General features: G+C 61.9%; 14 protein-coding genes. 8 read left to right on the top strand and 6 right to left on the bottom strand.

Annotated features, from left to right (window positions below; translation table 11 throughout):
• Window positions 1–4: 4 nt before the first annotated feature.
• Window positions 5–2,380, top strand: coding sequence for an efflux RND transporter permease subunit (locus HU715_RS10880; RefSeq protein WP_186704878.1), 2,376 nt, complete (start codon window positions 5–7; stop codon window positions 2,378–2,380).
• Between the two features lie 297 nt (window positions 2,381–2,677).
• On the opposite strand, the gene HU715_RS10875 is transcribed toward HU715_RS10880, so the two are convergent.
• The 3 genes from HU715_RS10875 to HU715_RS10865 form a co-directional block, all read right to left on the bottom strand.
• Window positions 2,678–7,351, bottom strand: a complete 4,674-nt coding sequence (locus HU715_RS10875) for a dermonecrotic toxin domain-containing protein (protein ID WP_186704879.1) — start codon at window positions 7,349–7,351, stop codon at window positions 2,678–2,680.
• 113 nt (window positions 7,352–7,464) lie between these two features.
• Window positions 7,465–8,190, bottom strand: coding sequence for a FadR/GntR family transcriptional regulator (locus HU715_RS10870; protein ID WP_186704880.1), 726 nt, complete (start codon window positions 8,188–8,190; stop codon window positions 7,465–7,467).
• A 224-nt stretch (window positions 8,191–8,414) separates the two neighbouring features.
• Window positions 8,415–10,151 carry an IlvD/Edd family dehydratase gene (locus HU715_RS10865; protein WP_053184808.1) on the bottom strand — a complete coding sequence of 579 codons (1,737 nt, stop codon included), beginning with the start codon at window positions 10,149–10,151 and terminating at the stop codon, window positions 8,415–8,417.
• A gap of 193 nt (window positions 10,152–10,344) precedes the next feature.
• Between HU715_RS10865 and HU715_RS10860 the strand changes: the two genes are divergently transcribed.
• The 7 genes from HU715_RS10860 to HU715_RS27450 all read left to right on the top strand — a co-directional run bounded on the left by HU715_RS10860 (window position 10,345) and on the right by HU715_RS27450 (window position 16,765).
• Window positions 10,345–11,667, top strand: coding sequence for an MFS transporter (locus HU715_RS10860; RefSeq protein WP_186704881.1), 1,323 nt, complete (start codon window positions 10,345–10,347; stop codon window positions 11,665–11,667).
• A 207-nt stretch (window positions 11,668–11,874) separates the two neighbouring features.
• The gene (araD1, locus tag HU715_RS10855) at window positions 11,875–12,867 is read left to right on the top strand and encodes an AraD1 family protein (RefSeq protein ID WP_186704882.1); all 993 of its coding nucleotides are present in this window, start codon (window positions 11,875–11,877) and stop codon (window positions 12,865–12,867) included.
• A gap of 12 nt (window positions 12,868–12,879) precedes the next feature.
• Window positions 12,880–14,460, top strand: coding sequence for an aldehyde dehydrogenase (NADP(+)) (locus HU715_RS10850; RefSeq protein ID WP_186704883.1), 1,581 nt, complete (start codon window positions 12,880–12,882; stop codon window positions 14,458–14,460).
• Window positions 14,461–14,671: 211 nt separating this feature from the next.
• A complete protein-coding gene (locus HU715_RS10845; RefSeq protein ID WP_186704884.1) occupies window positions 14,672–14,968 on the top strand; it encodes a DUF5629 family protein in 297 nt (98 codons plus the stop codon).
• Window positions 14,955–16,130 (top strand): lactonase family protein, encoded by a 1,176-nt coding sequence (locus HU715_RS10840; protein ID WP_186704885.1) that lies wholly within the window; start codon window positions 14,955–14,957, stop codon window positions 16,128–16,130. Before HU715_RS10845 ends, HU715_RS10840 begins: the two co-directional genes overlap by 14 nt.
• A 156-nt stretch (window positions 16,131–16,286) precedes the next feature.
• Window positions 16,287–16,466 carry a hypothetical protein gene (locus tag HU715_RS10835; protein ID WP_186704886.1) on the top strand — a complete coding sequence of 60 codons (180 nt, stop codon included), beginning with the start codon at window positions 16,287–16,289 and terminating at the stop codon, window positions 16,464–16,466.
• Between the two features lie 173 nt (window positions 16,467–16,639).
• On the top strand, window positions 16,640–16,765 hold the full coding sequence (locus HU715_RS27450) for a hypothetical protein (RefSeq protein ID WP_264083858.1): 126 nt from the start codon (window positions 16,640–16,642) through the stop codon (window positions 16,763–16,765).
• A 187-nt stretch (window positions 16,766–16,952) separates the two neighbouring features.
• On the opposite strand, the gene HU715_RS10830 is transcribed toward HU715_RS27450, so the two are convergent.
• From HU715_RS10830 to HU715_RS10820, 3 genes are read right to left on the bottom strand one after another with little or no spacing between them, the layout of a single operon-like run.
• Window positions 16,953–17,555: a glutathione S-transferase gene (locus HU715_RS10830; protein ID WP_186704887.1), complete on the bottom strand. Its 603-nt coding sequence runs from the start codon at window positions 17,553–17,555 to the stop codon at window positions 16,953–16,955.
• Complete coding sequence (locus tag HU715_RS10825; protein ID WP_186704888.1) at window positions 17,552–21,193, bottom strand: AAA family ATPase; 3,642 nt, start codon at window positions 21,191–21,193, stop codon at window positions 17,552–17,554. The genes HU715_RS10830 and HU715_RS10825 overlap by 4 nt, the downstream gene beginning before the upstream one ends.
• Window positions 21,190–22,434, bottom strand: coding sequence for an exonuclease SbcCD subunit D C-terminal domain-containing protein (locus HU715_RS10820; protein WP_186704889.1), 1,245 nt, complete (start codon window positions 22,432–22,434; stop codon window positions 21,190–21,192). Before HU715_RS10820 ends, HU715_RS10825 begins: the two co-directional genes overlap by 4 nt.
• Between the last annotated feature and the right edge of the window lie 149 nt (window positions 22,435–22,583).

Here is a 22,583-nt window from a genome sequence, read left to right as displayed (position 1 = left end):
CCCCATGAGCAGTCATCACCAAGACAAGGCAACGTTTCTCGAGCGCCTGATTTTCAACAACCGCCCGGCAGTAATCGTCATTTGCCTGCTGGTCAGCGTTTTCCTGTTCTGGCAGGCCACGCTGATCCGTCCCTCCACCAGTTTCGAAAAAATGATTCCCCTCGAGCATCCTTTTATCGAGAAGATGCTTGAGCACCGCAACGACCTGGCGAACCTGGGCAACACGGTGCGTATTTCCGTGGAAGCCACCAACGGCGATATTTTCTCCAAGGACTACATGGAGACCCTGCGCCAGATCCATGACGAGGTGTTCTACATCTCCGGTGTCGATCGTTCCGGGCTCAAGTCGTTGTGGAGCCCCAGCGTGCGTTGGACCGAAGTGACGGAGGAGGGCTTCGCCGGCGGCGAGGTGATCCCCCAGAGCTATAACGGCTCGGCCGACAGCCTCGACCTGTTGCGCAACAACGTGCTCAAGTCCGGCCAGGTCGGGCGCCTGGTGGCCAACGACTTCAAGTCGAGCATCATCGATATCCCATTGCTGGAGTCCTATCCCGACCCGCAGGACCAGGGCAAGTTGCTCGCCCTCGACTACCGCAAGTTCTCCCATGAGCTTGAAGACAAGATTCGCAACAAGTTCGAAGCCCAGAACCCGAATGTGCAGATCCATATCGTCGGCTTCGCCAAGAAAGTCGGCGACTTGATCGACGGCCTGGTCATGGTGGTGCTGTTCTTCGGCGTGGCCTTCGTCATCACCTTGGTCCTGCTGTACTGGTTTACCAACTGCATGCGCAGCACCGTTGCGGTGCTGAGCACCACCCTGGTGGCGGTAGTCTGGCAGTTGGGGCTGATGCATGCGGCCGGCTTTGGCCTTGACCCGTACTCGATGCTGGTGCCGTTCCTGATCTTCGCCATCGGCATTTCCCATGGCGTGCAGAAGATCAACGGCATCGCCTTGCAGTCCAGCGAGGCGGACAATGCCCTGACGGCGGCGCGGCGTACCTTCCGCCAGTTGTTCCTGCCGGGGATGATCGCGATCCTGGCGGATGCCGTGGGCTTCATCACCTTGCTGATCATCGACATCGGCGTGATCCGTGAACTGGCCATCGGCGCCTCCATCGGCGTGGCGGTGATCGTGTTCACCAACCTGATCCTGCTGCCGGTGGCGATCTCTTACGTCGGCATCAGTAAGCGGGCGGTCGAGCGCAGCAAGAAAGACGCGACCCGTGAACACCCGTTCTGGCGCCTGCTGTCGAGTTTCGCCAGCGCCAAGGTTGCGCCGGTGTCCATTGCCCTGGCGGTGATCGCCTTTGGCGGTGGCCTCTGGTACAGCCAGAACCTGAAGATCGGCGACCTGGACCAGGGCGCGCCGGAACTGCGTCCGGATTCGCGCTACAACCAGGACAACAATTTCATCATCAGCAACTATTCCACCAGCTCCGATGTGCTGGTGGTGATGGTCAAGACCAAGGCCGAAGGCTGCTCGCGCTATGAAGCCATGGCGCCGATCGACGAGCTGATGTGGAAGATGCAGAACACCGAGGGCGTGCAGTCGGCGATTTCCCTGGTGACCGTGTCCAAGCAAATGATCAAGGGCATGAACGAGGGCAACCTGAAGTGGGAGACCTTGTCGCGCAACCCTGATGTGCTGAACAACTCCATCGCCCGGGCCGATGGCCTGTACAACAACAGCTGTTCCCTGGCGCCGGTGCTGGTGTTCCTCAACGATCACAAGGCCGAGACACTGGACCGCGCGGTGAAGGCGGTGCAGGACTTTGCCAAGGACAACAACCGCGATGGCCTGGAGTTCATCCTGGCTGCCGGTAACGCCGGCATCGAGGCGGCCACCAACGAGGTGATCAAGGAATCGGAACTGACCATCCTGATCCTGGTGTACATCTGCGTGGCGACCATGTGCATGATCACCTTCCGTTCCTGGGCGGCGACGCTGTGTATCGTGTTGCCGCTGGTGCTGACCTCGGTGCTGGGCAACGCATTGATGGCCTTCATGGGCATTGGCGTGAAGGTCGCGACCTTGCCGGTCGTGGCCCTGGGCGTGGGCATCGGCGTGGACTACGGCATCTACATCTACAGCCGCCTGGAGAGTTTCCTGCGGGCCGGCTTGCCGTTGCAGGAGGCTTACTACCAGACGCTGAAATCCACCGGCAAGGCGGTGCTGTTCACCGGTTTGTGCCTGGCTATCGGCGTGTGCACCTGGATCTTCTCGGCCATCAAGTTCCAGGCCGACATGGGCTTGATGCTGACGTTCATGTTGCTGTGGAACATGTTTGGTGCGTTGTGGCTGCTGCCGGCCTTGGCGCGGTTCCTGATCAAGCCGGAAAAACTGGCGGGGCAGAAGGGCAATTCATTGTTTGCCCATTGATGGATGGGCAGGACCTGCCCGGCACAGCCCTGGTGGCGACCCCATGTGGGAGCGAGGTTGCTCGCGATAGCGGTGTGACAGTCAATGAAGGTGTTGAATGTCCGTCCGCCATCGCGAGCAAGCTCGCTCCCACAGGCTTTTTGTCGCTCAGGTACTGATCATTCCTGCCTAAACACACCCTCTGTGGCGAGGGAGCTTGCTCCCGCTGGACTGCGAAGCAGGCCCCTCGGGCGGTCGCTGCGCAACCGAGCGGGAGCAAGCTCCCTCGCCACGATCACACCCGCTCGAAGTGAACCATCAGGGCGCCAACGGCAGAAACTTGTCGCGGGCCAAGGATTTGCCAATCTGCCCGCGATGCACGTTCACCACCGCATAGGGGCTGTCCGCCTTGGCGAGCAGCGAATGATAGTGTTCCCGACGCTGCTCCTTGGTCTTGAGATGGGCGACGCTGTAATCGGCTTTCGGCGTCCCGGCGGTTTCGTAGTGAAAATGCGCGTACCAGAGGGGGAAGCCGTTACGGTCGTTGATCGCGTATTCCTGCAGGAAGTCCTTGCGGGTTCCTTTCAAGGCTTTGCGTTCGCCCAGTCGCGCAACTTGTATCAGGTTCTTTTCGAACAGGTAGCGAAGGTTGCCATCGGTGGGAGGCAGTTGCAGGCTCAGCTCGGTGCGCAGGGCGCTGCCCTTGGCCTTCAGGTGGGTGATGGCATCTGCCAGCTGTTTGACCAGCGCCTGCTCGGCGGCAGTCGCCGGTGTTTTCGACAACGTCAGGGCGCGATCCAACTCCTCTGCCAGTTTTGCGAATCTACTCGCCTCGTTGTTCATGATCTCCTCGATTTCCTGAGGATGACGGCAACGTTTTTTGTAGCCTTCGGCCCGGCGCAAGCGTTCATCCAATTCATCGAGCAGTTTTTGCGCGTCAGCCCTGATTGCCTTGACCGGTCGAGTGCTTGGGGAGGGCGCTGGGCGGCGTACTTCGATGACATCCCAGACATCGTCATGACGCGAATAGGACGCCAGCACGGTGTCCTCGACCTGTGAGCGCAGCTCGACGACGTCGATCGGCATGCTCTCGTCGGCTGGTTTCAGATCACCGATCAGCACACCGTTTTTGCGGGTATTGATCACTTTTTTTCGAAGGCGCCCGGTAGCCGTTCCGGTGTGCTGGGGCGGTCGCTTGCGTGGGTTGGGCTCAGGCTTGACGGCGGCGGCCAGTTGGCGGGAAGCGTCCTGGTAGAGACTGTCGAGCACCTTCAGCAGCCGGTCGAAATGAAATTCGTCAATGTCGTCCGCGTAAAGCGTCTTTATGCCGTGCAAGGCGTCCAACGTCTTGCCGTATTGTTCGCTCAGGCTTTCCAGGACCTCGAACTGTTCCGACGGGGAGAGTTCATGCAGGCCCAGGTCGGCGTGCGAGCGTACCTGTACGGCCACGGAACCAAGGATGCGCCGCAGGCTATCGGGCAAATCGCCGTTGGGTTTTTTGATCGCCAGCATAGGCAGTGTCGACAATAGCATGGCTTTTGATGCTAACGAATTCCTCTCATCCAACGGTCGGTCGCGGGTGAGGCGTTCGTATGCGCGAGCGCCCGCGGAATCCAGATTCAGTAGTTTTTCCAGGTATTCGTCTTTGAGGTCCAGCCAGTGAATCGAACGATCAAGGAGCTCACTCGAGCTATCGAGGAACTTCAGATAACCAGGCAAATTTGCGACCACAAGCTCTGTGGCAGTCTCATCCGAGAATTGACGATTAGCAATGATCAAGGCTCTATGCTCGGCGTCAACGATCAGGAAGGCCTTGCGGGCGTTGTTGATCACATTCTCCATCAGCCCGCGGATGCTTGGGGTGGGTAGGTCGATTCCCAGCCTGGCGCGTTCCGGCGCGCTGTCCAGCAGTTTGAGGTAACCGTCAGTCTGCGCGTTGAGCAGGTCGTAAAACACCTTGCGTCTTGGCGCGCGCTGCTCCTCGGTATACGTGCTGCCTTGCTCGAGCCGGACCATGACCTGTTGGGCCACGTCCAAGGCCTTTTGCCGTTCGGCCTCCTGGGCCATGTGCGTCTTCAATTCATCGACCAATTCGATTGTTCTTTCTACGTTGAGGCGCCGCTGTTCGGCCATTCGTCTGGGAGGCATTCCGCCGCGCAAGCGCAAACCCAGATCCAGCGACCAATTGCCCTGATTATCCGATTGCAGTTGTGGCCCCCCTCCTGACGGGGCGAGGGGATCGATGATCGTCACACTGGCGTCCGATTCTGTGTTGACGCGATACAGGTTGCGGTCCACCAGGGCGTGCCATTTGTTGTCGATCACGTACAAACCGGTAAACGGACCATTTTCAATCGGTTCGGGCAATGATGCGGGGCGTGGTACCTGCATGCGTCGCAACTGGGCCGACTGCTCCGGTGTCAGTCGATGACGGGCGTTGGCGAAGCTCAGGTCCAGCGTGCGGCTGGCGGCCACGGATTGTTCGCCGGGCAAGGCAACGGGCCCTTCCTGAATGTTCGGCAGCTCCGGCGCGGGCCATTGCTCGGCAATGAGGCGCGGCGCGGGGGCACGCATTGCCTGGTCCCTGACTCGTACGGGCACGGCGGGGCGAGAGGGCACTGCGGCCGAGGGAAGCTGAGCCACGAGCATCACCAGGTTGACCAACAGGTCGACAGCGGCGAGTTCACGGGTCGCCGAGTCGTCACTGAGCAGCGCCGGGATGTCTTGGCTGGCGCTGGCCATCAGGCTCCATAGCCAGACACTGGCCATGGCTGGGCCACGCAGTAACGGAAACAACAGGGTGTTGAACAGCAGGCTGCCGCCCTTGAGGTACACGGCCCAGCGGCTTTCGCTGTTGGACACTGCGGATCGGTCGGCCTGGGTCACCAGGGCCCGGGCATTGCAGCCGTAGAGGTACTGCATCAACTCACCTTTGTGCAGGTATTGCAGCAACTCATCATTGGCGCCGTCCGTGGCCAGTGTCGCCGGAGCGGGTTTTTCAGGAGCGCTGAATTCGTCGCCCTGGAAAAAACGCACGATGTGCGGCTCCAGGAAGCCACCATTGGCATAGACCGGGCGAGCGTCGTCGGACAGCCAGGTCAAGATGCTGTCCTGCAAATCCCCACCGCTTATGACAGCCTGCAACAGTGCTTCTCGGGTAGTGAACTCCGTCAACGCGGGCGCATACAAGGGGCGATACAAAAGGTGCGGCCCCGTGTTGATGTCTTGTGCTTCGACGATGAACATATTGGTCACAAGGTCGGGGCGGGCCTGGGGCTTGCGCAGGAAAGCCAGGTGCCGAATGACCACGGGGCGGCCGTCCACCCGCCGACCCTCGGCGTCGGGCTGCAGCAGCGCCTCGATCAGTCGCAGCCCTTGGCGGGTCATGCCATTTTTTTGGTTGAGCATGTCCAGCAGCGCCTCAAGGGGCAACTGCGCCGGGATCTGCTCGGCAAACATACGTTGATATTCCTGCGCCTGGAGCGAATCGCCCAACAACTCCTGTTGCAGGTAGCGAGGGTATGTGGTGCCGATATCGACTTGCTCGATCAGCCCGTCCTTGCGGGTAATGAAGTCCAGCGTCAGCCATGCAGGCAACGCCAGGCCCTGGCGATGGCTGAGCTGCACATGACCACTGGGGCGTGCGACGAGATTGTCGATGGCCAGCCGAGTCAGGCTCATCGTTCGTTTCTCGCTGATGCCTGCCGTTCCGGGGAACCCCGCAGAGACGGTAAAAGTCAGTTCCACATCGTCGGGTTGGAAGTGGCTGGGGGTTGTCTTGGCCGGGCTGCTGTCGTTGGCCTTGTGCATCTGGGTGAGTAAAGCGTCGGTCGTGAATGCCTTGATGTCACTCAGATGGGTTCGGCCCTGATCGCGCTTCTTGACGCTGGCCAGCGCCAGGCTGTAGCGCTGGAACCGGGTCTGGTCGACGAGGGAGGCCTTTTTCAACCAGTCGGGGAGCAGTGGCTTGAGTCGTGTCGAGGTTTCAGGCGTGAGGCGCGGTGTGTCGTCCAGATAACGGGCCGGGCCACTCAGCTCGTCATAGAGTGCGTCGAGGCTTTGCAGGCCAATACGCGAGGGCAATTGCACCGCCTTCAAGTCGGCCAACTGCTGCTCCAGGATACTGGCGGCTTGGGTGTCGAACACATTGCCGCTGATTTCGTAGCGCCGGCAGGTGAGGGTATCGACCACATAGCGGCTGGCGATCTGATCACGCCAATGGTGATGGAAGGCTTCCATGGAAGCGAAGGACTGCACGGGGCTGCCGGGGTTGCAAAGCAGGATGACGAGCCCGTTAGGGGTGTAATGAAGCAAGAGGATATCGTTGCTCGGCAGGATCGTGCTGCTGGCGCCTTGGGTGAGCGTGCTTTCCAGGCTGTAGGCGTAGACGGGAGAGGTATTGCGGCTGAAACGTGCGGCACGGTCGGGCCAGCGGGCGAGTTGATCAAGGGTTTCACGGGCCGGCTCAGTGAGGCCTGGCTGTTGCAGCGCGCGGATCTGCAACAGGTTATGGAGGGTGTCGCTGAGCCATTGCCAGCGGCTGGCGGGCGTGGCGTGGGTGCCGATATCAGCGTTCCAATAGCGGGTCAATGCGTCTTCCAGCACGATCGGTATACGCCAGGGCAACTCAAGCAATAGCTTTTCGAGGACCTTCATGTCCGGTTTCTGAGTGCCTGACCACAGACGCTGTGGAGGGACGTCGGAAAGATAACAGTCAAGGTTGCCCCGTGGACTGAGATCCAAGGGCGTACCGAAGGCCAGGTAATCGAGCACCAGCGGCATGAAGGGCTGAAAACTCCAGCTGCGGGCAGTTGCATCCGGTACCGCGAGGCGTGTCTTGGAGAGGTCGATAATCAGCGACGGGTACTGGGCCTTGATGGCCTGCTCAAGTGTTCGCTGCGCGATCCGCGCGAACGTTGGACGATCGGCGAATTGCCGACTGACATTTTGTGCAAGCGCAGAGAGGCTGTCGACTGGGGTGGGTGAGGTCATGAGAAATCCTTTTCCTGAACGCGTGGCCGTCGGAATGACGACCAGCGTCGAGTGTCAGGATTTCCGTCTTCTGTGGGCGGTATATAGATACCACCCATTGAGCGAGGATGGTGTCAGGCCTGAACGGGATCGCTGCCCAGCACTACATTCAACGCGCTGCGGGCATCGTCCAGTTGCACCAGCGTGGCATGGCGGGCGCCGAGGGCGTCGCGATTCTCGATGGCAGTGAGGATCGCCTTGTGCCGCGGCATCGCCAGTTCATGCAGGTTGGGCCGCTGGTTGGAATGCTTGAGGGCTTCGGCGATGGCCACCGACAACATGTTGCAGAGGTTGGCGAGCAGGTCGTTGTGGGTGGCTTCGGCGATGCGGCTGTGGAAGTCCAGGTCCGGTTGCAGCAGGGCTTCAGGTGTCGGGGCCGCTTCCATGCGCTGGTAGGCTTCGTTGATGGCAGCGATGTCCTCGTCGGTGGCGAACTGGGCGGCGAGGGCGGCGGCGGCCGGTTCGATGATGCTGCGCACGCTGGTCAGCAGGCTGAAGAATTCGTTCTGCGGACTGCTCTGCATCAACCAGTGCAGGACGTCCGGATCGAGCATGTGCCATTCACGGCGGGCCTTGACCACCGTCCCCACGCGCGGACGCGAATACACCAGGCCCTTGGCGACCAGCACTCGTGTGGCTTCGCGCAGCACCGGGCGGCTGACCGCATACTCTTCGCACAACAAGGCTTCGGCGGGCAGTTTATCGTCCGGTTTGAAACGCCCGGAGACGATCTGCATGCCCAGTTCCTGGACGATGCGCGCGTGCATGCTTTTGCGGTCGGAGGGTTTGCGGTAATCCATGGGGCGCGGCGCGATCCTGTGGGAGGGGAGTGTTGCGCATGATAGCAGGCGCGGCGATGGCGGGTCGCTAATGCGAGTTTTTGATGTGGACGCGGATCCAATGTGGGAGCGGGCTTGCTCGCGAAAGCGGTGTATCAGTTAACAACTATGTGTCTGATACAGTGCTTTCGCGAGCAAGCCCGCTCCCACATTCAGATCATCCAATCCTTACCGGTCGATTTGGGTCAGTGAGAGTGACGCGGCACCTCGGCGCCGCGACAGCCCACCAGGAAGTCGAAGTCGCAGCCCTGGTCCGCTTGCAGCACATGGTCGATGTACAGCTGGCGGTAGCCACCCACCAACAGCTGCTGCGGTGGCGCGAGGTCGGCCAGGCGCGCGGCGAGTTCGGCGTCGGGGATGTCCAGGTGCAGGCGGCCGCTGGCGCAGTCGAGCTCGATCCAGTCGCCTTCTTTTACCGCTGCCAACGGTCCGCCGGCGGCGGCTTCCGGCGCCACGTGCAGCACTACGGTGCCGTAGGCGGTGCCGCTCATGCGTGCGTCGGAAATCCGCACCATGTCCGTCACACCCTGGGCCAGCAGCTTGGCCGGCAAGCCCATGTTGCCCACCTCGGCCATGCCCGGATAACCCTTCGGCCCGCAGTTTTTCATCACCAGGATCGAGTCGGCGTCCACGTCCAGTTCCGGGTCGTTGATCCGTGCCTTGTACTCGTCGAAGTTTTCGAACACCACCGCGCGGCCACGATGCTGCATCAGTTCCGGCGTGGCTGCGGAAGGTTTGAGCACCGCGCCCAATGGCGCCAGGTTACCCCGCAGTACGCAGATACCACCGTCGGCGCGGATCGGGTTGTCGAGGGTGCGGATGACTTCGTCCTGGCCGTAGATCGGCGCGTCCTTGGTGTTGTCGCCGAGGCTCTTGCCGTTGACCGTCAGCGCATTCGGGTGCGGGATCAGGTTGGCTTCACCGAGACGACGCAGCACGGCGGGCAAACCGCCGGCGTAATAGAACTCTTCCATCAGGAAGCGCCCGGACGGTTGCAGGTCGACGATGGTCGGCATGCCGCGCCCGATGCGGGTCCAATCGTCCAGGTCCAGTTGCACGCCGATGCGTCCGGCAATGGCCTTGAGGTGGATCACGGCGTTGGTCGAGCCGCCAATGGCCGCGTTGACGCGAATGGCGTTTTCGAAGGCTTCCTTGGTCAGGATCTTCGACAGTTTCAGGTCTTCACGGACCATTTCCACCGCACGCATGCCGGACATATGGGCCAATACATAACGACGGGCGTCCACGGCCGGAATCGCGGCGTTATGGGGCAGGGAGGTGCCGAGGGCTTCGGCCATGCAGGCCATGGTCGAGGCCGTGCCCATGGTGTTGCAGGTACCGGCCGAGCGGGACATGCCGCCCTCGGCCGCGAGGAAGTCATCGATGGTGATGGTGCCGGCCTTGACCTGCTCGCTCAACTGCCAGACCACGGTGCCCGAGCCAATGTCCTGGCCCTTGTGCTTGCCGTTGAGCATTGGCCCGCCGGTCACGACGATGGCCGGTACATCACAGCTGGCGGCGCCCATCAGCAGCGCCGGGGTGGTCTTGTCGCAACCGGTGAGCAGCACCACGCCGTCGATCGGGTTGCCGCGAATCGCCTCTTCCACGTCCATGCTCGCCAGGTTGCGGGTCAGCATGGCGGTGGGGCGCAGGTTCGATTCGCCGTTGGAGAACACCGGGAATTCCACGGGGAAGCCCCCGGCCTCGATCACGCCGCGCTTGACGTGTTCGGCGATCTGCCGGAAGTGCGCGTTGCATGGCGTCAGTTCCGACCAGGTGTTGCAGATACCGATGATCGGCTTGCCGTGGAACTGATGGTCGGCGATGCCCTGATTTTTCATCCAGCTGCGGTACATGAAGCCATTTTTGTCGGCGGTGCCAAACCATTGGGCCGAGCGCAGGGAGGGTTTCTTATCAGACATGATCGATTCTCTTATTGTATGACTATATTGTTCTAGCTGAAGCGTAACATAAGCGCAATTTGTGCGGTTTGGAAGTGTTGTTGGGTAAATAGTATTACTATATAGTCCGATTCAACGGAGGGATTGTCCTGGCGGTCATTCGCGAGAGAAATCCCCCGAGGTTCTATAACAACAACAATCGGAGACCGGTCCCATGAGCCAGGAACTGCGGCTTATTCGTCGCATCACCCTCAAACTGATTCCCTTCCTGATCCTGCTGTACCTGATCGCCTACGTGGACCGCTCTGCGGTGGGCTTTGCCAAGCTGCACATGGGCGCCGACATCGGCATCGGCGACGCGGCCTACGGCCTGGGCGCCGGGCTGTTTTTCATCGGTTATTTCCTGCTGGAAATCCCCAGCAACCTGATGCTGGAACGCTTCGGTGCCCGGCGCTGGTTCGCCCGGATCATGATTACCTGGGGCGCCATCACCATCGGCATGGCCTTCGTGCAAGGCCCCCATAGCTTCTATGTGATGCGCTTTTTGCTGGGCGCGGCCGAAGCCGGGTTCTTCCCGGGCGTGCTGTACTACATCACCCAATGGTTCCCGGTGCGCCATCGCGGCAAGATTCTGGGCCTGTTCATTCTGTCCCAGCCCATCGCGATGATGATCACCGGCCCGGTGTCCGGCGGCTTGCTCGGCATGGACGGCATCCTTGGCCTGCATGGCTGGCAATGGCTGTTCATTGTCATCGGTCTGCCGGCGGTGCTGTTGACCTGGCCGGTGCTGCGCTACCTGCCGGATGGCCCGCAACAAGTGAAATGGATGGACCAGGCCGAGAAGGACTGGCTGACCGGTGAGCTGAAAAAAGATTTGCAGGAATACGGCCAGACCCGCCATGGCAATCCGCTGCATGCCCTCAAGGACAAGCGTGTGTTGCTGCTGGCGCTGTTCTACCTGCCAGTGACCTTGAGCATTTATGGTCTGGGCCTGTGGTTGCCGACGCTGATCAAGCAGTTCGGCGGCAGCGATCTGGTGACCGGTTTCGTGTCATCGGTGCCTTACATTTTCGGCATCGTCGGCCTGCTGATCATTCCCCGCAGTTCCGACCGCTTGAACGACCGCTACGGTCACCTGGCCGTGTTGTACGTGCTGGGCGCCATCGGCCTGTTCCTCAGCGCCTGGTTGTCGGTGCCGGTGTTGCAATTGGCGGCGCTGTGCCTGGTGGCGTTCGCGCTGTTTTCCTGCACGGCGGTGTTCTGGACCTTGCCGGGACGGTTCTTTGCCGGCGCCAGTGCGGCGGCGGGCATCGCGCTGATCAACTCGGTGGGCAACCTGGGTGGCTACATCGGTCCATTCGTGATCGGTGCGCTGAAGGAGTACACCGGCAACCTGGCTTCGGGGCTGTATTTCCTGTCCTGTGTGATGGTGTTTGGCTTGGTGTTGACGGGCGTGGTCTATCGCCTGCTGGAGCGCAAGCATGTGTTGCCGGCGGATCAGTTTGCCGCCAGCGCCCGGGGAGCGACACGTACCTGAACTTATTGCAATTGTGGACGAGAGCTTTTGTGGCGAGGGAGCTTGCTCCCGCTCGACTGCGCAGCAGTCGCAAAACACGCGCTGTGTTTTGCCTGAATGAACGCGGCGCCTGGAGTTGGGGGTGCTTCGCCCCCCTAGCGGGAGCAAGCTCCCTCGCCACAAAAGCCTGCTACGCCTATTCATGTTTTGTTTACAGGGAGAAAACCCATGCGTTTAGTTCAGTTCGAATTGAGTAACGGCGAACGCCGCGTCGGTGTGGTCGAGGGCGATCAAGTGCGCGAAGTGCAGGGCGCCGGCACCGTGCGCGAGCTGGCGCTGGCGGCCATCGAGGCGGGTGTGAAGCTTGAGCAGCAGGTCAACGGCCTGGGCCTGGGTGCAAGCCATGACTACGCGCAGTTGCTCGGTGAGCTGCGCATCCTGCCGCCGCTGGATCACCCGGACCCGGCGCACCTGTTGGTCAGTGGCACCGGCCTGACCCACCTGGGCAGTGCCTCGGCCCGGGACAAGATGCACCAGCAGGCCGGTGACGAAGCGACCATGACCGACACCATGCGCATCTTCAAGTGGGGAGTGGAGGGCGGTAAACCCCAGCCCGGGCAGGCCGGTGTGCAACCGGAATGGTTCTACAAGGGCGACGGCAGCATTGTCGTCCGTCCGGGCCACCCGTTTCCGTTGCCGCCGTTCGCCGAAGACGCCGGCGAAGAGCCGGAAATCAGCGGCCTGTATGTCATCGGTCACGATGGCAAGCCGTATCGCCTGGGCTTTGCCGTGGGCAACGAGTTTTCCGACCACGTGATGGAACGCAAGAATTACCTGTACCTGGCCCATTCGAAATTGCGCAGTTGCAGTTTTGGCCCGGAACTTCGCGTGGGTGAACTGCCTCAACATCTGTCCGGGACCAGTCGTATCCTGCGCAACGGCGAAGTGTTGTGGCAGAACGAATTCCTCAGCGGCGAGGCGAACATGTGCCACAGCCTCGAAAACCTGGAATTCCACCACTTCAAATACAGTCAGTTCCTGCGCCCGGGGGACGTCCACGTACACTTCTTCGGCACCGCGACGCTGTCGTTCGCCGATGGCATCCGCACCCAGCCGGGGGATGTGTTCGAAATCAGCCAGGCGGAGTTCGGCGCGCCGCTGGTCAACGGTATTGCCCCGGTGGACGCGGTGTTCAATCCGGGTACTATCGGCACACTTTAAAGGAGACTTGCGATGAACCAGATCCTTGGCCACAACTACATCGGCGGGGCGCGCAGCGCGGCCGGCCAGACCCGCCTGCAGAGCGTCGACGCCAGCACCGGCGAGGCCTTGCCCCATGCATTCGTCCAGGCCACGGCCGAAGAAGTCGATGCCGCCGCCAAGGCCGCTGCCACGGCATACCCGACCTATCGCAGCCTGAGTGCGGCGCGTCGGGCCGAGTTCCTCGAAGCCATTGCCGATGAACTGGACGCCTTGGGCGATGACTTCGTCGCCGTGGTCTGCCGTGAAACCGCGCTGCCAGCGGCGCGGATCCAGGGCGAGCGCGGGCGTACCAGCGGCCAGATGCGTCTGTTCGCCAAGGTCCTGCGCCGTGGTGATTTCTACGGCGCGCGCATCGACCGCGCCTTGCCGGAGCGCACGCCGCTGCCGCGTCCGGACCTGCGCCAGTACCGCATCGGCCTCGGCCCGGTGGCGGTGTTCGGCGCCAGTAACTTCCCCCTGGCATTCTCCACCGCCGGTGGTGATACCGCAGCGGCGCTGGCCGCCGGTTGCCCGGTGGTGTTCAAGGCCCACAGCGGCCACATGGCCACGGCAGAACACGTCGCCGACGCGATCATTCGCGCCGCCGAGAAAACCGCGATGCCGGCCGGTGTGTTCAACATGATCTATGGCGGTGGCGTCGGCGAATGGCTGGTCAAGCATCCGGCGATCCAGGCCGTGGGTTTCACCGGTTCCCTCAAGGGCGGGCGTGCCCTGTGCGACATGGCGGCCGCGCGGCCCCAGCCGATCCCGGTGTTCGCCGAAATGTCGAGCATCAACCCGGTGATCGTATTGCCCCAGGCGCTGGAAACCCGCGCCGAAAGCATCGCTCGCGACCTGACCGCCTCGGTGGTGCAGGGCTGCGGCCAATTCTGTACCAACCCGGGCCTGGTGATCGGCATTCGCTCGCCGCAGTTCACCGCCTTCACCCAACAGGTGGCCGCGCTGATCGGCGACCAGTCTGCCCAGACCATGCTCAACGCCGGCACGCTGCAAAGCTACGGCAAGGGCCTGCAAAAGCTGCTGGCGCACCCGGGCATCGAACACTTGGCCGGGCGCGATCAACAGGGCAACCAGGCCCAGCCGCAGTTGTTCAAGGCCGACGCCAGCCTGTTGATCAACGGTGACGAGGCGCTGCAAGAAGAGGTCTTTGGCCCGACCACGGTGTTTGTCGAAGTCGCCGACCAGGCGCAACTGACCGCCGCGCTGAACGGCCTGCACGGCCAACTCACCGCGACGATGATTGGCGAGCCGGCGGATTTCGAACAGTTCGGCGAACTGACGCCGTTGCTGGAGCAGAAGGTCGGCCGCATCTTGCTCAACGGTTATCCAACCGGCGTCGAGGTGTGTGATTCGATGGTGCACGGCGGGCCTTACCCGGCGACGTCCGATGCCCGTGGCACCTCGGTGGGTACATTGGCGATCGATCGCTTCCTGCGTCCGGTGTGCTTCCAGAACTACCCGGACAGCCTGTTGCCCGAGCCACTGAAGAACGCGAATCCGCTGGGGATCCAGCGTTTGGTGGATGGCGTGCCGGGGCGCGAGGCGCTCTGAGGGTTGCGGTGAGGTCGTTACATTCAAGTTGAATGTGCCGGCCTCATCGCGAGCAGGCTCGCTCCCACAGGAGATTGGTGATGATCCCCTGTGGGAGCGAGCCTGCTCGCGAAAGCGATATGTCAGGCAACACCGCTTTCGAACCTTATGGCCCAAGGCCCACTCCCACATTGAGTTATCATGGCACTTTCCCAATGACCGACTGATCACCATGACTGCCGTAACCGACACCCTGCTGCACGCCCTCGAACATTGCGACATGCTGATTATCGATGGGCTGCATGCATTCGATTTCTCCCTCGACGAGCAAGATCAGTTGCACGTCGAGTGCATGAACGGCCGCACCCTCGAACATTGGCGTTTCACACCGGCGCAGATGCAGGCCGCGACCTTCGACAAAGCCCTGAAGCGTTGGATCATCACCAGCGATTCGGGCGATCACCACCTGGAATGCGTGGAAGCCACCAGCGGCCACGACGATGAGGACTCCGATCATGAAGATGCGTAGTTTCTGGCCCTTGTTGATGGCCGGCAGCGTGGGCGCCATGGGCGTCCAGGCCGACACCAGCGAGCACCACCAGTTGTTGGTGGGTTCCTACACGGCGGGCCAGAGCCAAGGCATCTACCGGTTGCAGTTCGACAGCCGCACCGGCCAGATCGACGCCAACCCGTTGCAAGTGATCAAGACAGACAACCCTTCATGGCTGACCCTGTCCAAGGACATGACCCGGCTGTTCGTGGTCAACGAAAACGGGCCGGGCCAAGAAGACCCGGTGGGCAAGGTCAGCAGCTACGCCATCGACCCGAAGACCCATGCCATCAGCCTGATCAACCAAATGCAATCCCTGGGCAACGAACCGACCCATTCGAGCTTGAGCCACGACGGCCAGCATTTGTTGGTCAGTAACTATTCCGTGCTGGAAAACCCGGGCGGCACCTTGGTGGTGCTGCCGGTGGGGGCGGACGGCAAGCTGGCGCCAGTGGTCCAATCGGGCAGCCATCAGCCGAGCCGGGTCAATCCCGAGCGGCAGAAATCCGCTCATGTACATTCCGCGGTGCCGTCACCAGACGGCAACTATGTGTTCGCCAATGACTTGGGGGCGGACAAGGTGTTTGTCTACCGCTACAACCCCAAGGCCAACCCCGAACTGCCGCTGACGCCTGCCGATCCGCCCTTCGTGCAACTGCCGCCGGGCAGCGGGCCGCGCCATCTGTTGTTCAGTGGCGATGGCAAGCATGCCTGGTTGACGATGGAGATGACCGCTCAGGTCGCGGTATTCGATTACCAGGACGGCCGCCTGACCCAGCGCCAGTTGGTCGATCTGGCCGACGGCAAACCCCAGCCGGGTAAGGCAGCGGCAGCGTTGCATGCGTCCAGGGACGGCAAGTTCCTGTACGTCAGCAATCGTGGCACCACCAACGAAATGCTGGTGTTCGCTGTCGACCCGTCTTCTGGCACCTTGAAAGAAGTGCAACGACGCTCCGTCGAGGGTGATCACCCCCGGGAGTTCAGTCTCGATCCAAGCGAAAAATTCGTCCTGGTCGCCAATCAGAAAAGCAACCAGATCGTGGTTATCGAGCGCGATCCAAAGACCGGCCTGCTGGGCAAAACCGTTCAGAAACTGCCCATGGATGCGCCGAGCGATGTGAAATTCCTGGTGCGTCAATAACGCTCAGGCCCCGATTTCAGGGGCCTTCGCCGTTGTATCAACAAGACTGATAGTCGCTAGTATTACAAAGCATTTCAAGGCGAGACGCCTCGGCGCGTAAGTTTGCTTCACGGCCCCACCGGGCAAATCAGCCAACTGAATCCGAGGATTACCGCCATGAACCTGAATCTTTTTTCCGTGATCGCCGCGTCCGCCATCTCCGCCAACGTGGCATTGCCAGCCAGTGCCAGCATCGAGATCAGCGACAAGAAAAACCGCACCCAGAGCTACACCGAGAAGTACCTGCAACAAAGCGCCAACTTCTATGCGGCGCTGGACCACAAGACCCAACACTGAATAACGCTGACCCTTGAAGCCTGCGATCTTTTCGTTTCCTACCTGGATACCGGGGGAGAGAAAAGATCGCAGGCTTCGTGCGTAGGGTTGAAAATCACCGTTGTGATATCACATGGCCATGTGTTTAAATTTGACGCTCGTTAATTGACTCCTTACCAATAAGGATCGACACCATGGCGATGCGTCTGGCAGTGATGCTGCTGTTCCTCTATTCCGCCCCTATTGTCTCGGCGGCCCAGCCCGTTCCCGGTGAGCTGGAAGTTGCGCGTGAGCGATTGTTGAGCTTGTTGGGCGACTGATTGGATCAGACAGCAATGGGCTGCATGATTGCCTTTGTGGCGAGGGAGCTTGCTCCCGCTCGATTGCATAGCAATCGCTAAAAGGGGGCTGCTGCGCAGCCCAGCGGGAGCAAGCTCCCTCGCCACAAAAGCCTCCTTAGCCATAGAAGCTCATTACCCACAAAAACCGCGCTAACTGGGCAAATGGTTACTTAGCCATGATCGCCACGAACAGCTCGGAATCCAGAAACCCCTGCAGCCAGTCCTGTAGCCGAGGATAGGGCGCCTGGGCAAACCAGTCGCGGTCGACATGGGCGAACTGCCGTATGAAGGGCAGCACGGCCACGTCGGCCAGGCTCGGGTGCTCCGCCGCCAGGAATGGCCGGGCTTCAAGCAATGCCTCCAGTCTGCGCAGAAAATTTTCACCCTCGCTACGGTAATGTTCCTTCGAGTACTCGGGATGGCGTTCGGGGTATTTGTAGCGATTCAAGTGAAGCTTGAACACCCGGTCGTTTTCCTCGACCAACGCCGCTGTCAGCGCCTGACCTTCGGGGTCGTCCCGTAGCCTCCAGTCTTGCGGATCATGCAGGTCCAAGGCCCAGCCCATGATCTCCAGGCTTTCATCGATCACCCGGTTATCGACTTGCAGCACCGGCACCGTGCCTTTGCTGGAGAGGGCGAGCATCTCGGCGGGCTTGGCCTTCAGGCTGACTTCGACAATCGTCACCTCGACCGCGCTGTAGCGCAAGGCCATGCGCGCCCGCATCGCGTAGGGGCAGCGGCGGAAGGAGTAGAGCGTGGCGCGGCTCATTTCACTTCCACCGTGCTCAGCCCGTTGCCCTGTCGCCGCACCTGGATCTGCACCGGGATCCGCTCGTGCATTTCCTGCACGTGGGAGATCACCGCGACCTTGCGACCCTGGGCCTGCAAACCGTCGAGGGCGTCCATCGCCAGTTGCAGCGATTCGGGGTCGAGACTGCCGAAGCCTTCGTCGATGAACAGCGATTCGATCTTCAAGGTGCTGGACGCCATCGAGGCCAGGCCCAAGGCCAGGGCGAGGGAGACCAGGAAGGTTTCGCCGCCGGACAACGAATGCACCGAGCGCAGTTCATCGCCCATTTCCGTGTCCATCACCAGCAACCCGAGCATGCTGCCGCCGCGCTTGAGCCGGTAGCGGCGCACCAGTTGCCGCAGTTGGGCATTGGCGTGGTGCACCAGCAAGTCGAGGTTGTAGGCCTGGGCCAGCTTGCGGAAACGATCACCGGTGGCCGAGCCGATCAGGGCATCGAGGCGTGCCCAGCGCTGGTATTCGGCGTAGGCCTGGTCGATCTGCTGGGCCAGGGCCTGGTTGGCGTTCTGCCGGCGCTGGTCCTCGGCCTGTTCGGCGCGCAGTTCGGCGCAACGCTGTTCGCTGGCGGAGAATTGCGCTTGCAGCTCGGTGAGGGCTTCGGCGAGTTGCTCGGCGGCCAGGTTGCCGTTGTGCTGGGCCTGGTGATTGTGCAGGCGTTGCTCGCGCTCGGTGAGCAGGACGCGGGCCTGTTCGATGGCTTTTTCGCTGTTGAGCAAGCGCTGGCGCAACTGGCTGACCTGTTGTTCGTCCAGGCTGAGCAGGCTTTCGAGGGCGGCATCGTCCAGTTCAGGATGACCGGTGCGCCACTGCGCGATGCCCGTAGCCAGGGCTTGAAGTTCATGGTCCAGGGATTGTGCCTGTTCCTGGCGGGCCTTGAGTTCGGCGGCCAGTTGCACGAGGTTGTTGCGCAATTGCTGCAACTGCTGATTGGCCGCTGCCTCGGCCTCCCGGGTCTGTTCGAGGCTCTGGTCGAGTTGTTGTTGCCAATGTTCGGCGCTGATGTGCTCACCGAGCAGTTGCGCGAGTTTTTCCTGGCCGGCCTGCTGTTGCTCGCTCAAGGTGCTGAATTGCACGCGGGCCGCGTCCAGTTGCTGGACGCGAGTCTGCTGGCGGTCCTGTTCTTTTTCCAGGGTCTGCTGGCGCTGGAGCTGTTCGCCCAGTTCGTCGCGTTGCTGGTCCAGTTGCGCCAGGCGCTGGGCGATCTGCTGGTCGAGCTGCAAGAAGGTCGCGGCGGGATCGCTGCGCAACGCCTGCAAGGTATCCGCCGGCAGCAGGGTGCTGAAGTGGCTCAATTCCTCGTCCAGGCGCTGGCGGTCGCGGGCCAGCGCTTGCTGCTGGTTGTCCAGGTGCTGTGAGGCCTGTTGGCTGGCGACTTCGGCCTCGCGCAGGCGCTGGCCCATCCGGGCGGCGTCTTGCTGCAGGGTCAGCAGGGCGGCTTGCCGTTGTTCGTCCTGGCTGATGTGCTGGTGCAGTTGGCTGTTCTGCTGGGCAAGCCAGGCGTCGCGCTTGCTCGAATCCTGGGCCAGCAGTTGCGCCGACAGCGGGTGGGCTTGCAGGCTGGGCGCCAAGCCCTGTTGCTGGCTGGCGAGCTGCTCCTGCTGCTGTTTGAGCTCCTTGAGCTGGGCCATGACGCCGCTGTACTGCGCCCGTAGCTCGATGACTTTTTCATTGAGCAGTTCGACGGCTTTGCGGGCGTTGGCCTCTTCGGATTCATCGAAGCGCCCGAGGTTTTCCAGCAGGGCTTCGGGTTGATGATAAGGATGCTCGACGCTGCCGCACACCGGGCAGGGTTGCTTGTCCTGCAACTGGGCGCGCAGTTGCTCGACGCTTTCGCTGCGGGCCAGGCGCTGGCGTGCCAGCAGTTCGCGGGTCACGGTCAGGGCCTGCTCCGCGATGGTCAGTTCGGCCTTGGCTTCGCCGCCCTCACGCACCAAGCGATCACGTTCCTGCAACGCTTGTTGCTGGCGTTGTTCGAGTTCGGCGCCGCGTTTGTCCAGCTCTAGCTGACTGGCCCATAGCCGGGTCAGTTCTTCGAACGCGCGCAGTTGCTTGCGGTTGTCTTGCAGCAAATTGCCGAGCAACTGGATCTGTTCGGCCACCGCGTCGGGCTCGGCGCCCGCTTCCTTGTACAGTACCTCGAGGTCTTGCCGGCGGCTGGCCAGTTCTTCGGCGGCGCGGGCGGCGCTGTGTTCCAAGGTGGCGAGTTCGGCCTGGCCCTGGTTCAGGCGATTGCCGATCAGCATCAGTTGTTGGAGGCGATCGCGATAGGCGTTCCAGGCGTCGCTCAGCGGCGCCAGGTGGGTGCTTTGCTCAAGTTCGCCGGCGATGCGCTGCAAGCGCTCGGCCACCTGTTTTTGCTGATCGAGCAAGGTATCGATGGTGCGCTGGCCTTCGGTGCACGCCTGTTGCGCCTGTTCCTGGCGCTCGGCGGCCTGGCTGGTGTCCTTGGCGAGGCGGGCCAGGCTGCTTTGCTCTTCAAAGGCCTGGCGCAGCAACGGCGCGCAGTCGCTGCTCTGTTGCCGGGCTGCGGCCTGTGCCAGTTGCGCGGCGTCCAGGCGTTTTTCCAGTTCGGCCTGTTGTTCATGCAAGTCGATCTGCTGTTGGGTGAGCTGCTGGATCTGCCCGGCCAAAGGGTCGAGCTGTCGGCGCAGTTCTGCCTGGCGGATGAATTGATGGCGCTGGGGTGCCAGTTGTTCCAGGCGGGTCAGTTTCAGGCGTTTGTCGGCCAGGGCGTCCCAATCGACCTGGGCCTGTTGCAACTGCTCGGCGGCGCTGGCGTGTTCGTCCTGCAACTGGCGCAGGTCCCGCAGCCAGGTGTGTTGCTGTTCCAGTTGCTTGAGCTGCGCCTGCTGGGTCTTGAGCTGCTGCTGGGCGTCGTTGAAGCGCTGGTCCAGCTCGGCCCGGGCTTCGGGAGCCAGCGGTGTGACGCCGCTGGCCTGGTCTTGCAATTGCCGGTGGCTGTCCTTGGCTTGTTTGGCCTTGTCGAAGGCGCGGCGGCCTAGGCGGGTATACAGGGCGGTGTCGGTGAGTTTTTCCAGCAGTTCGCTGCGGTCGTTGTCATCGGCCTTGAGGAACGCGCTGAACTCGCTCTGGGCCAGCAACACGGCGCGGGTGAACTGCTCGAAGTTCAGGCCCAGGGCGGCTTCGAGCTGGGTCTTGTATTCGCCTTTCTGGCTCGCCAGCAGTTGATCGTTGTCCAGGTCCCGCAGGCTCTGGCGGCTGGCTTGCAACTTGCCGCCGGCCTTTTCCCGGGCGCGATTGGCTTCCCAGCGGGCCCGATAGCGGCGCCCGTCGATGCCACGAAAATCCACTTCGGCAAAACCGTCGCCGGTGCCACGGCGCAACAGCGTGCGCGGGTCGCCCGTGGCGATCTCGCCATCGACGTCCGGCACCTTGGCGTCGCGACCGGTGTTGTTGAGGCGCGGCACGGCGCCGAACAGCGCCAGGCACAAGGCGTCGAGCAGCGTGCTCTTGCCGGCGCCCGTGGGGCCGGTAATGGCGAACAGGCCGGCGCTGGCCAAGGGTTCGGCGGTGAAATCGATTTCAAAAGGCCCGGCCAGGGACGCCAGGTTCTTGAGGCGGATCGCGAGAATCTTCATGGCTGCTCGCTCTCCATCTGCACGTCTTGCAACAGCACGGCAAAGTCCTTGAGGGTTTGTTCATCCACTTCGTTGCCGTAGGTGTCCTGCCAGGCGCGGCTGAACAGTTCCTGCGGGCTGAGCTGATCCAGCTCCACCAACGCACCGTCGTCATCGGCGCCGCCAGTGCCACCGTTGCCGGCGTACTCGGCGCCGATCCGCACCAGGCGCACGGCCTTGCCTTGCAATGCGGTTTCAACCTGGTGGCGCAGGTCTGGCTGTGGTTCGTCGAGGCGCACCCGCACCTCCAGCCAGGGTTGGCGCTGGATGTCGGCCAGCAGGTCGATGTCAGGCAATTCCTTGAGTTGCCCGAGGATATCGGCCAAGGGCGCCGGACCCAGGCGTTGCAGGTTGACGGCCCGAGGAATCAGGCGTGGTTCGACCTTGACCAACGTCTCGCCGTCCAGCGTGACGTCGAGAATCTGGTGCTGGTAGCCAATCTCCGAGAACGACAGTGGGATTGGCGAGCCGCTGTAGCGGATACGTTCTTCACCGTTGACCTTCTGCGGCTTGTGCAAGTGGCCGAGGGCGACGTAGCTGATGCTCGGGCCGAACAGGCTGGCGGGCAGGGCCTCGGCGTTGCCGATGATCAGGCTGCGTTCGGAATCCTCGGACACCGAACCGCCGGCCATGTGCGCATGGCTGACGGCGATCAGCGCCTGGCCTTTCTTGCGCTTGCTGTTGGCGGCGGCGATCAGCCACTCATGCACCTGGCCGATGCCCCGCAGGTAGTCGTCACCCAATTGCGCGCCGGTGACTTCGGCGGGGCGCAGGAACGGCAGGGCCAGGCACCACGCCTTGACCTTGCCCTTGGCATCGGGCAGCGGCAATAACAGCCGCTCGACGTCCAATTGGCCGTCGTCCAGCCACAGCACCCGGCCCAAGGCGTGGGTGCGCAAGCGGCGCATCAGCGGCGCGGGCAATTCGATGCGCGAGCCGGAGTCGTGGTTGCCGGCGATCATCACGATGGTCAGGTTGGCGTTTTGTTCATGGGCGCTGACGATGAAATCGTACAGGCGCTCCTGGGCTTTGACCGGCGGGTTGACGGTGTCGAAGATGTCACCAGCGATCAGCAGCACGTCGGGCTTTTCCTGGCTCAGCTGACGCAGCAGCCAATCGAGGAAGCAGGCGTGTTCGAAATCGCGTTCCTGGCCGTGCAGATTTTGCCCCAGGTGCCAGTCGGAGGTGTGAAACAGACGCAAGGTGAACTCCAGAAACAGATGATGGCCGCGTTGAAGAGGAGGGCGGCTAAAAGAAGGAGAGTTTACTGGGAAACGGAGGGGAGGATCTGTTCAACTTCATTGGATCTATCTGAACACGACCCTGTGGCGAGGGAGCTTGCTCCCGCTCG

It is taken from the genome of Pseudomonas zanjanensis (assembly GCF_014268745.2).
Lineage (GTDB): Bacteria > Pseudomonadota > Gammaproteobacteria > Pseudomonadales > Pseudomonadaceae > Aquipseudomonas > Aquipseudomonas zanjanensis.
Note: the sequence above shows the minus strand (reverse complement) of the source record. Positions and strands in the feature narration are given on the sequence as shown.

Excerpts from the sequence above, each read along its gene's own strand:
- HU715_RS10880 (WP_186704878.1), top strand. The coding sequence starts at position 5 with ATGAGCAGTCATCACCAAGACAAGGCAACGTTTCTCGAGCGCCTGATT.
- HU715_RS10875 (WP_186704879.1), bottom strand. The coding sequence starts at position 7,351 with ATGACCTCACCCACCCCAGTCGACAGCCTCTCTGCGCTTGCACAAAAT.
- HU715_RS10870 (WP_186704880.1), bottom strand. The coding sequence starts at position 8,190 with ATGGATTACCGCAAACCCTCCGACCGCAAAAGCATGCACGCGCGCATC.
- HU715_RS10865 (WP_053184808.1), bottom strand. The coding sequence starts at position 10,151 with ATGTCTGATAAGAAACCCTCCCTGCGCTCGGCCCAATGGTTTGGCACC.
- HU715_RS10860 (WP_186704881.1), top strand. The coding sequence starts at position 10,345 with ATGAGCCAGGAACTGCGGCTTATTCGTCGCATCACCCTCAAACTGATT.
- araD1 (WP_186704882.1), top strand. The coding sequence starts at position 11,875 with ATGCGTTTAGTTCAGTTCGAATTGAGTAACGGCGAACGCCGCGTCGGT.
- HU715_RS10850 (WP_186704883.1), top strand. The coding sequence starts at position 12,880 with ATGAACCAGATCCTTGGCCACAACTACATCGGCGGGGCGCGCAGCGCG.
- HU715_RS10845 (WP_186704884.1), top strand. The coding sequence starts at position 14,672 with ATGACTGCCGTAACCGACACCCTGCTGCACGCCCTCGAACATTGCGAC.
- HU715_RS10840 (WP_186704885.1), top strand. The coding sequence starts at position 14,955 with ATGAAGATGCGTAGTTTCTGGCCCTTGTTGATGGCCGGCAGCGTGGGC.
- HU715_RS10835 (WP_186704886.1), top strand. The coding sequence starts at position 16,287 with ATGAACCTGAATCTTTTTTCCGTGATCGCCGCGTCCGCCATCTCCGCC.
- HU715_RS27450 (WP_264083858.1), top strand. The coding sequence starts at position 16,640 with ATGGCGATGCGTCTGGCAGTGATGCTGCTGTTCCTCTATTCCGCCCCT.
- HU715_RS10830 (WP_186704887.1), bottom strand. The coding sequence starts at position 17,555 with ATGAGCCGCGCCACGCTCTACTCCTTCCGCCGCTGCCCCTACGCGATG.
- HU715_RS10825 (WP_186704888.1), bottom strand. The coding sequence starts at position 21,193 with ATGAAGATTCTCGCGATCCGCCTCAAGAACCTGGCGTCCCTGGCCGGG.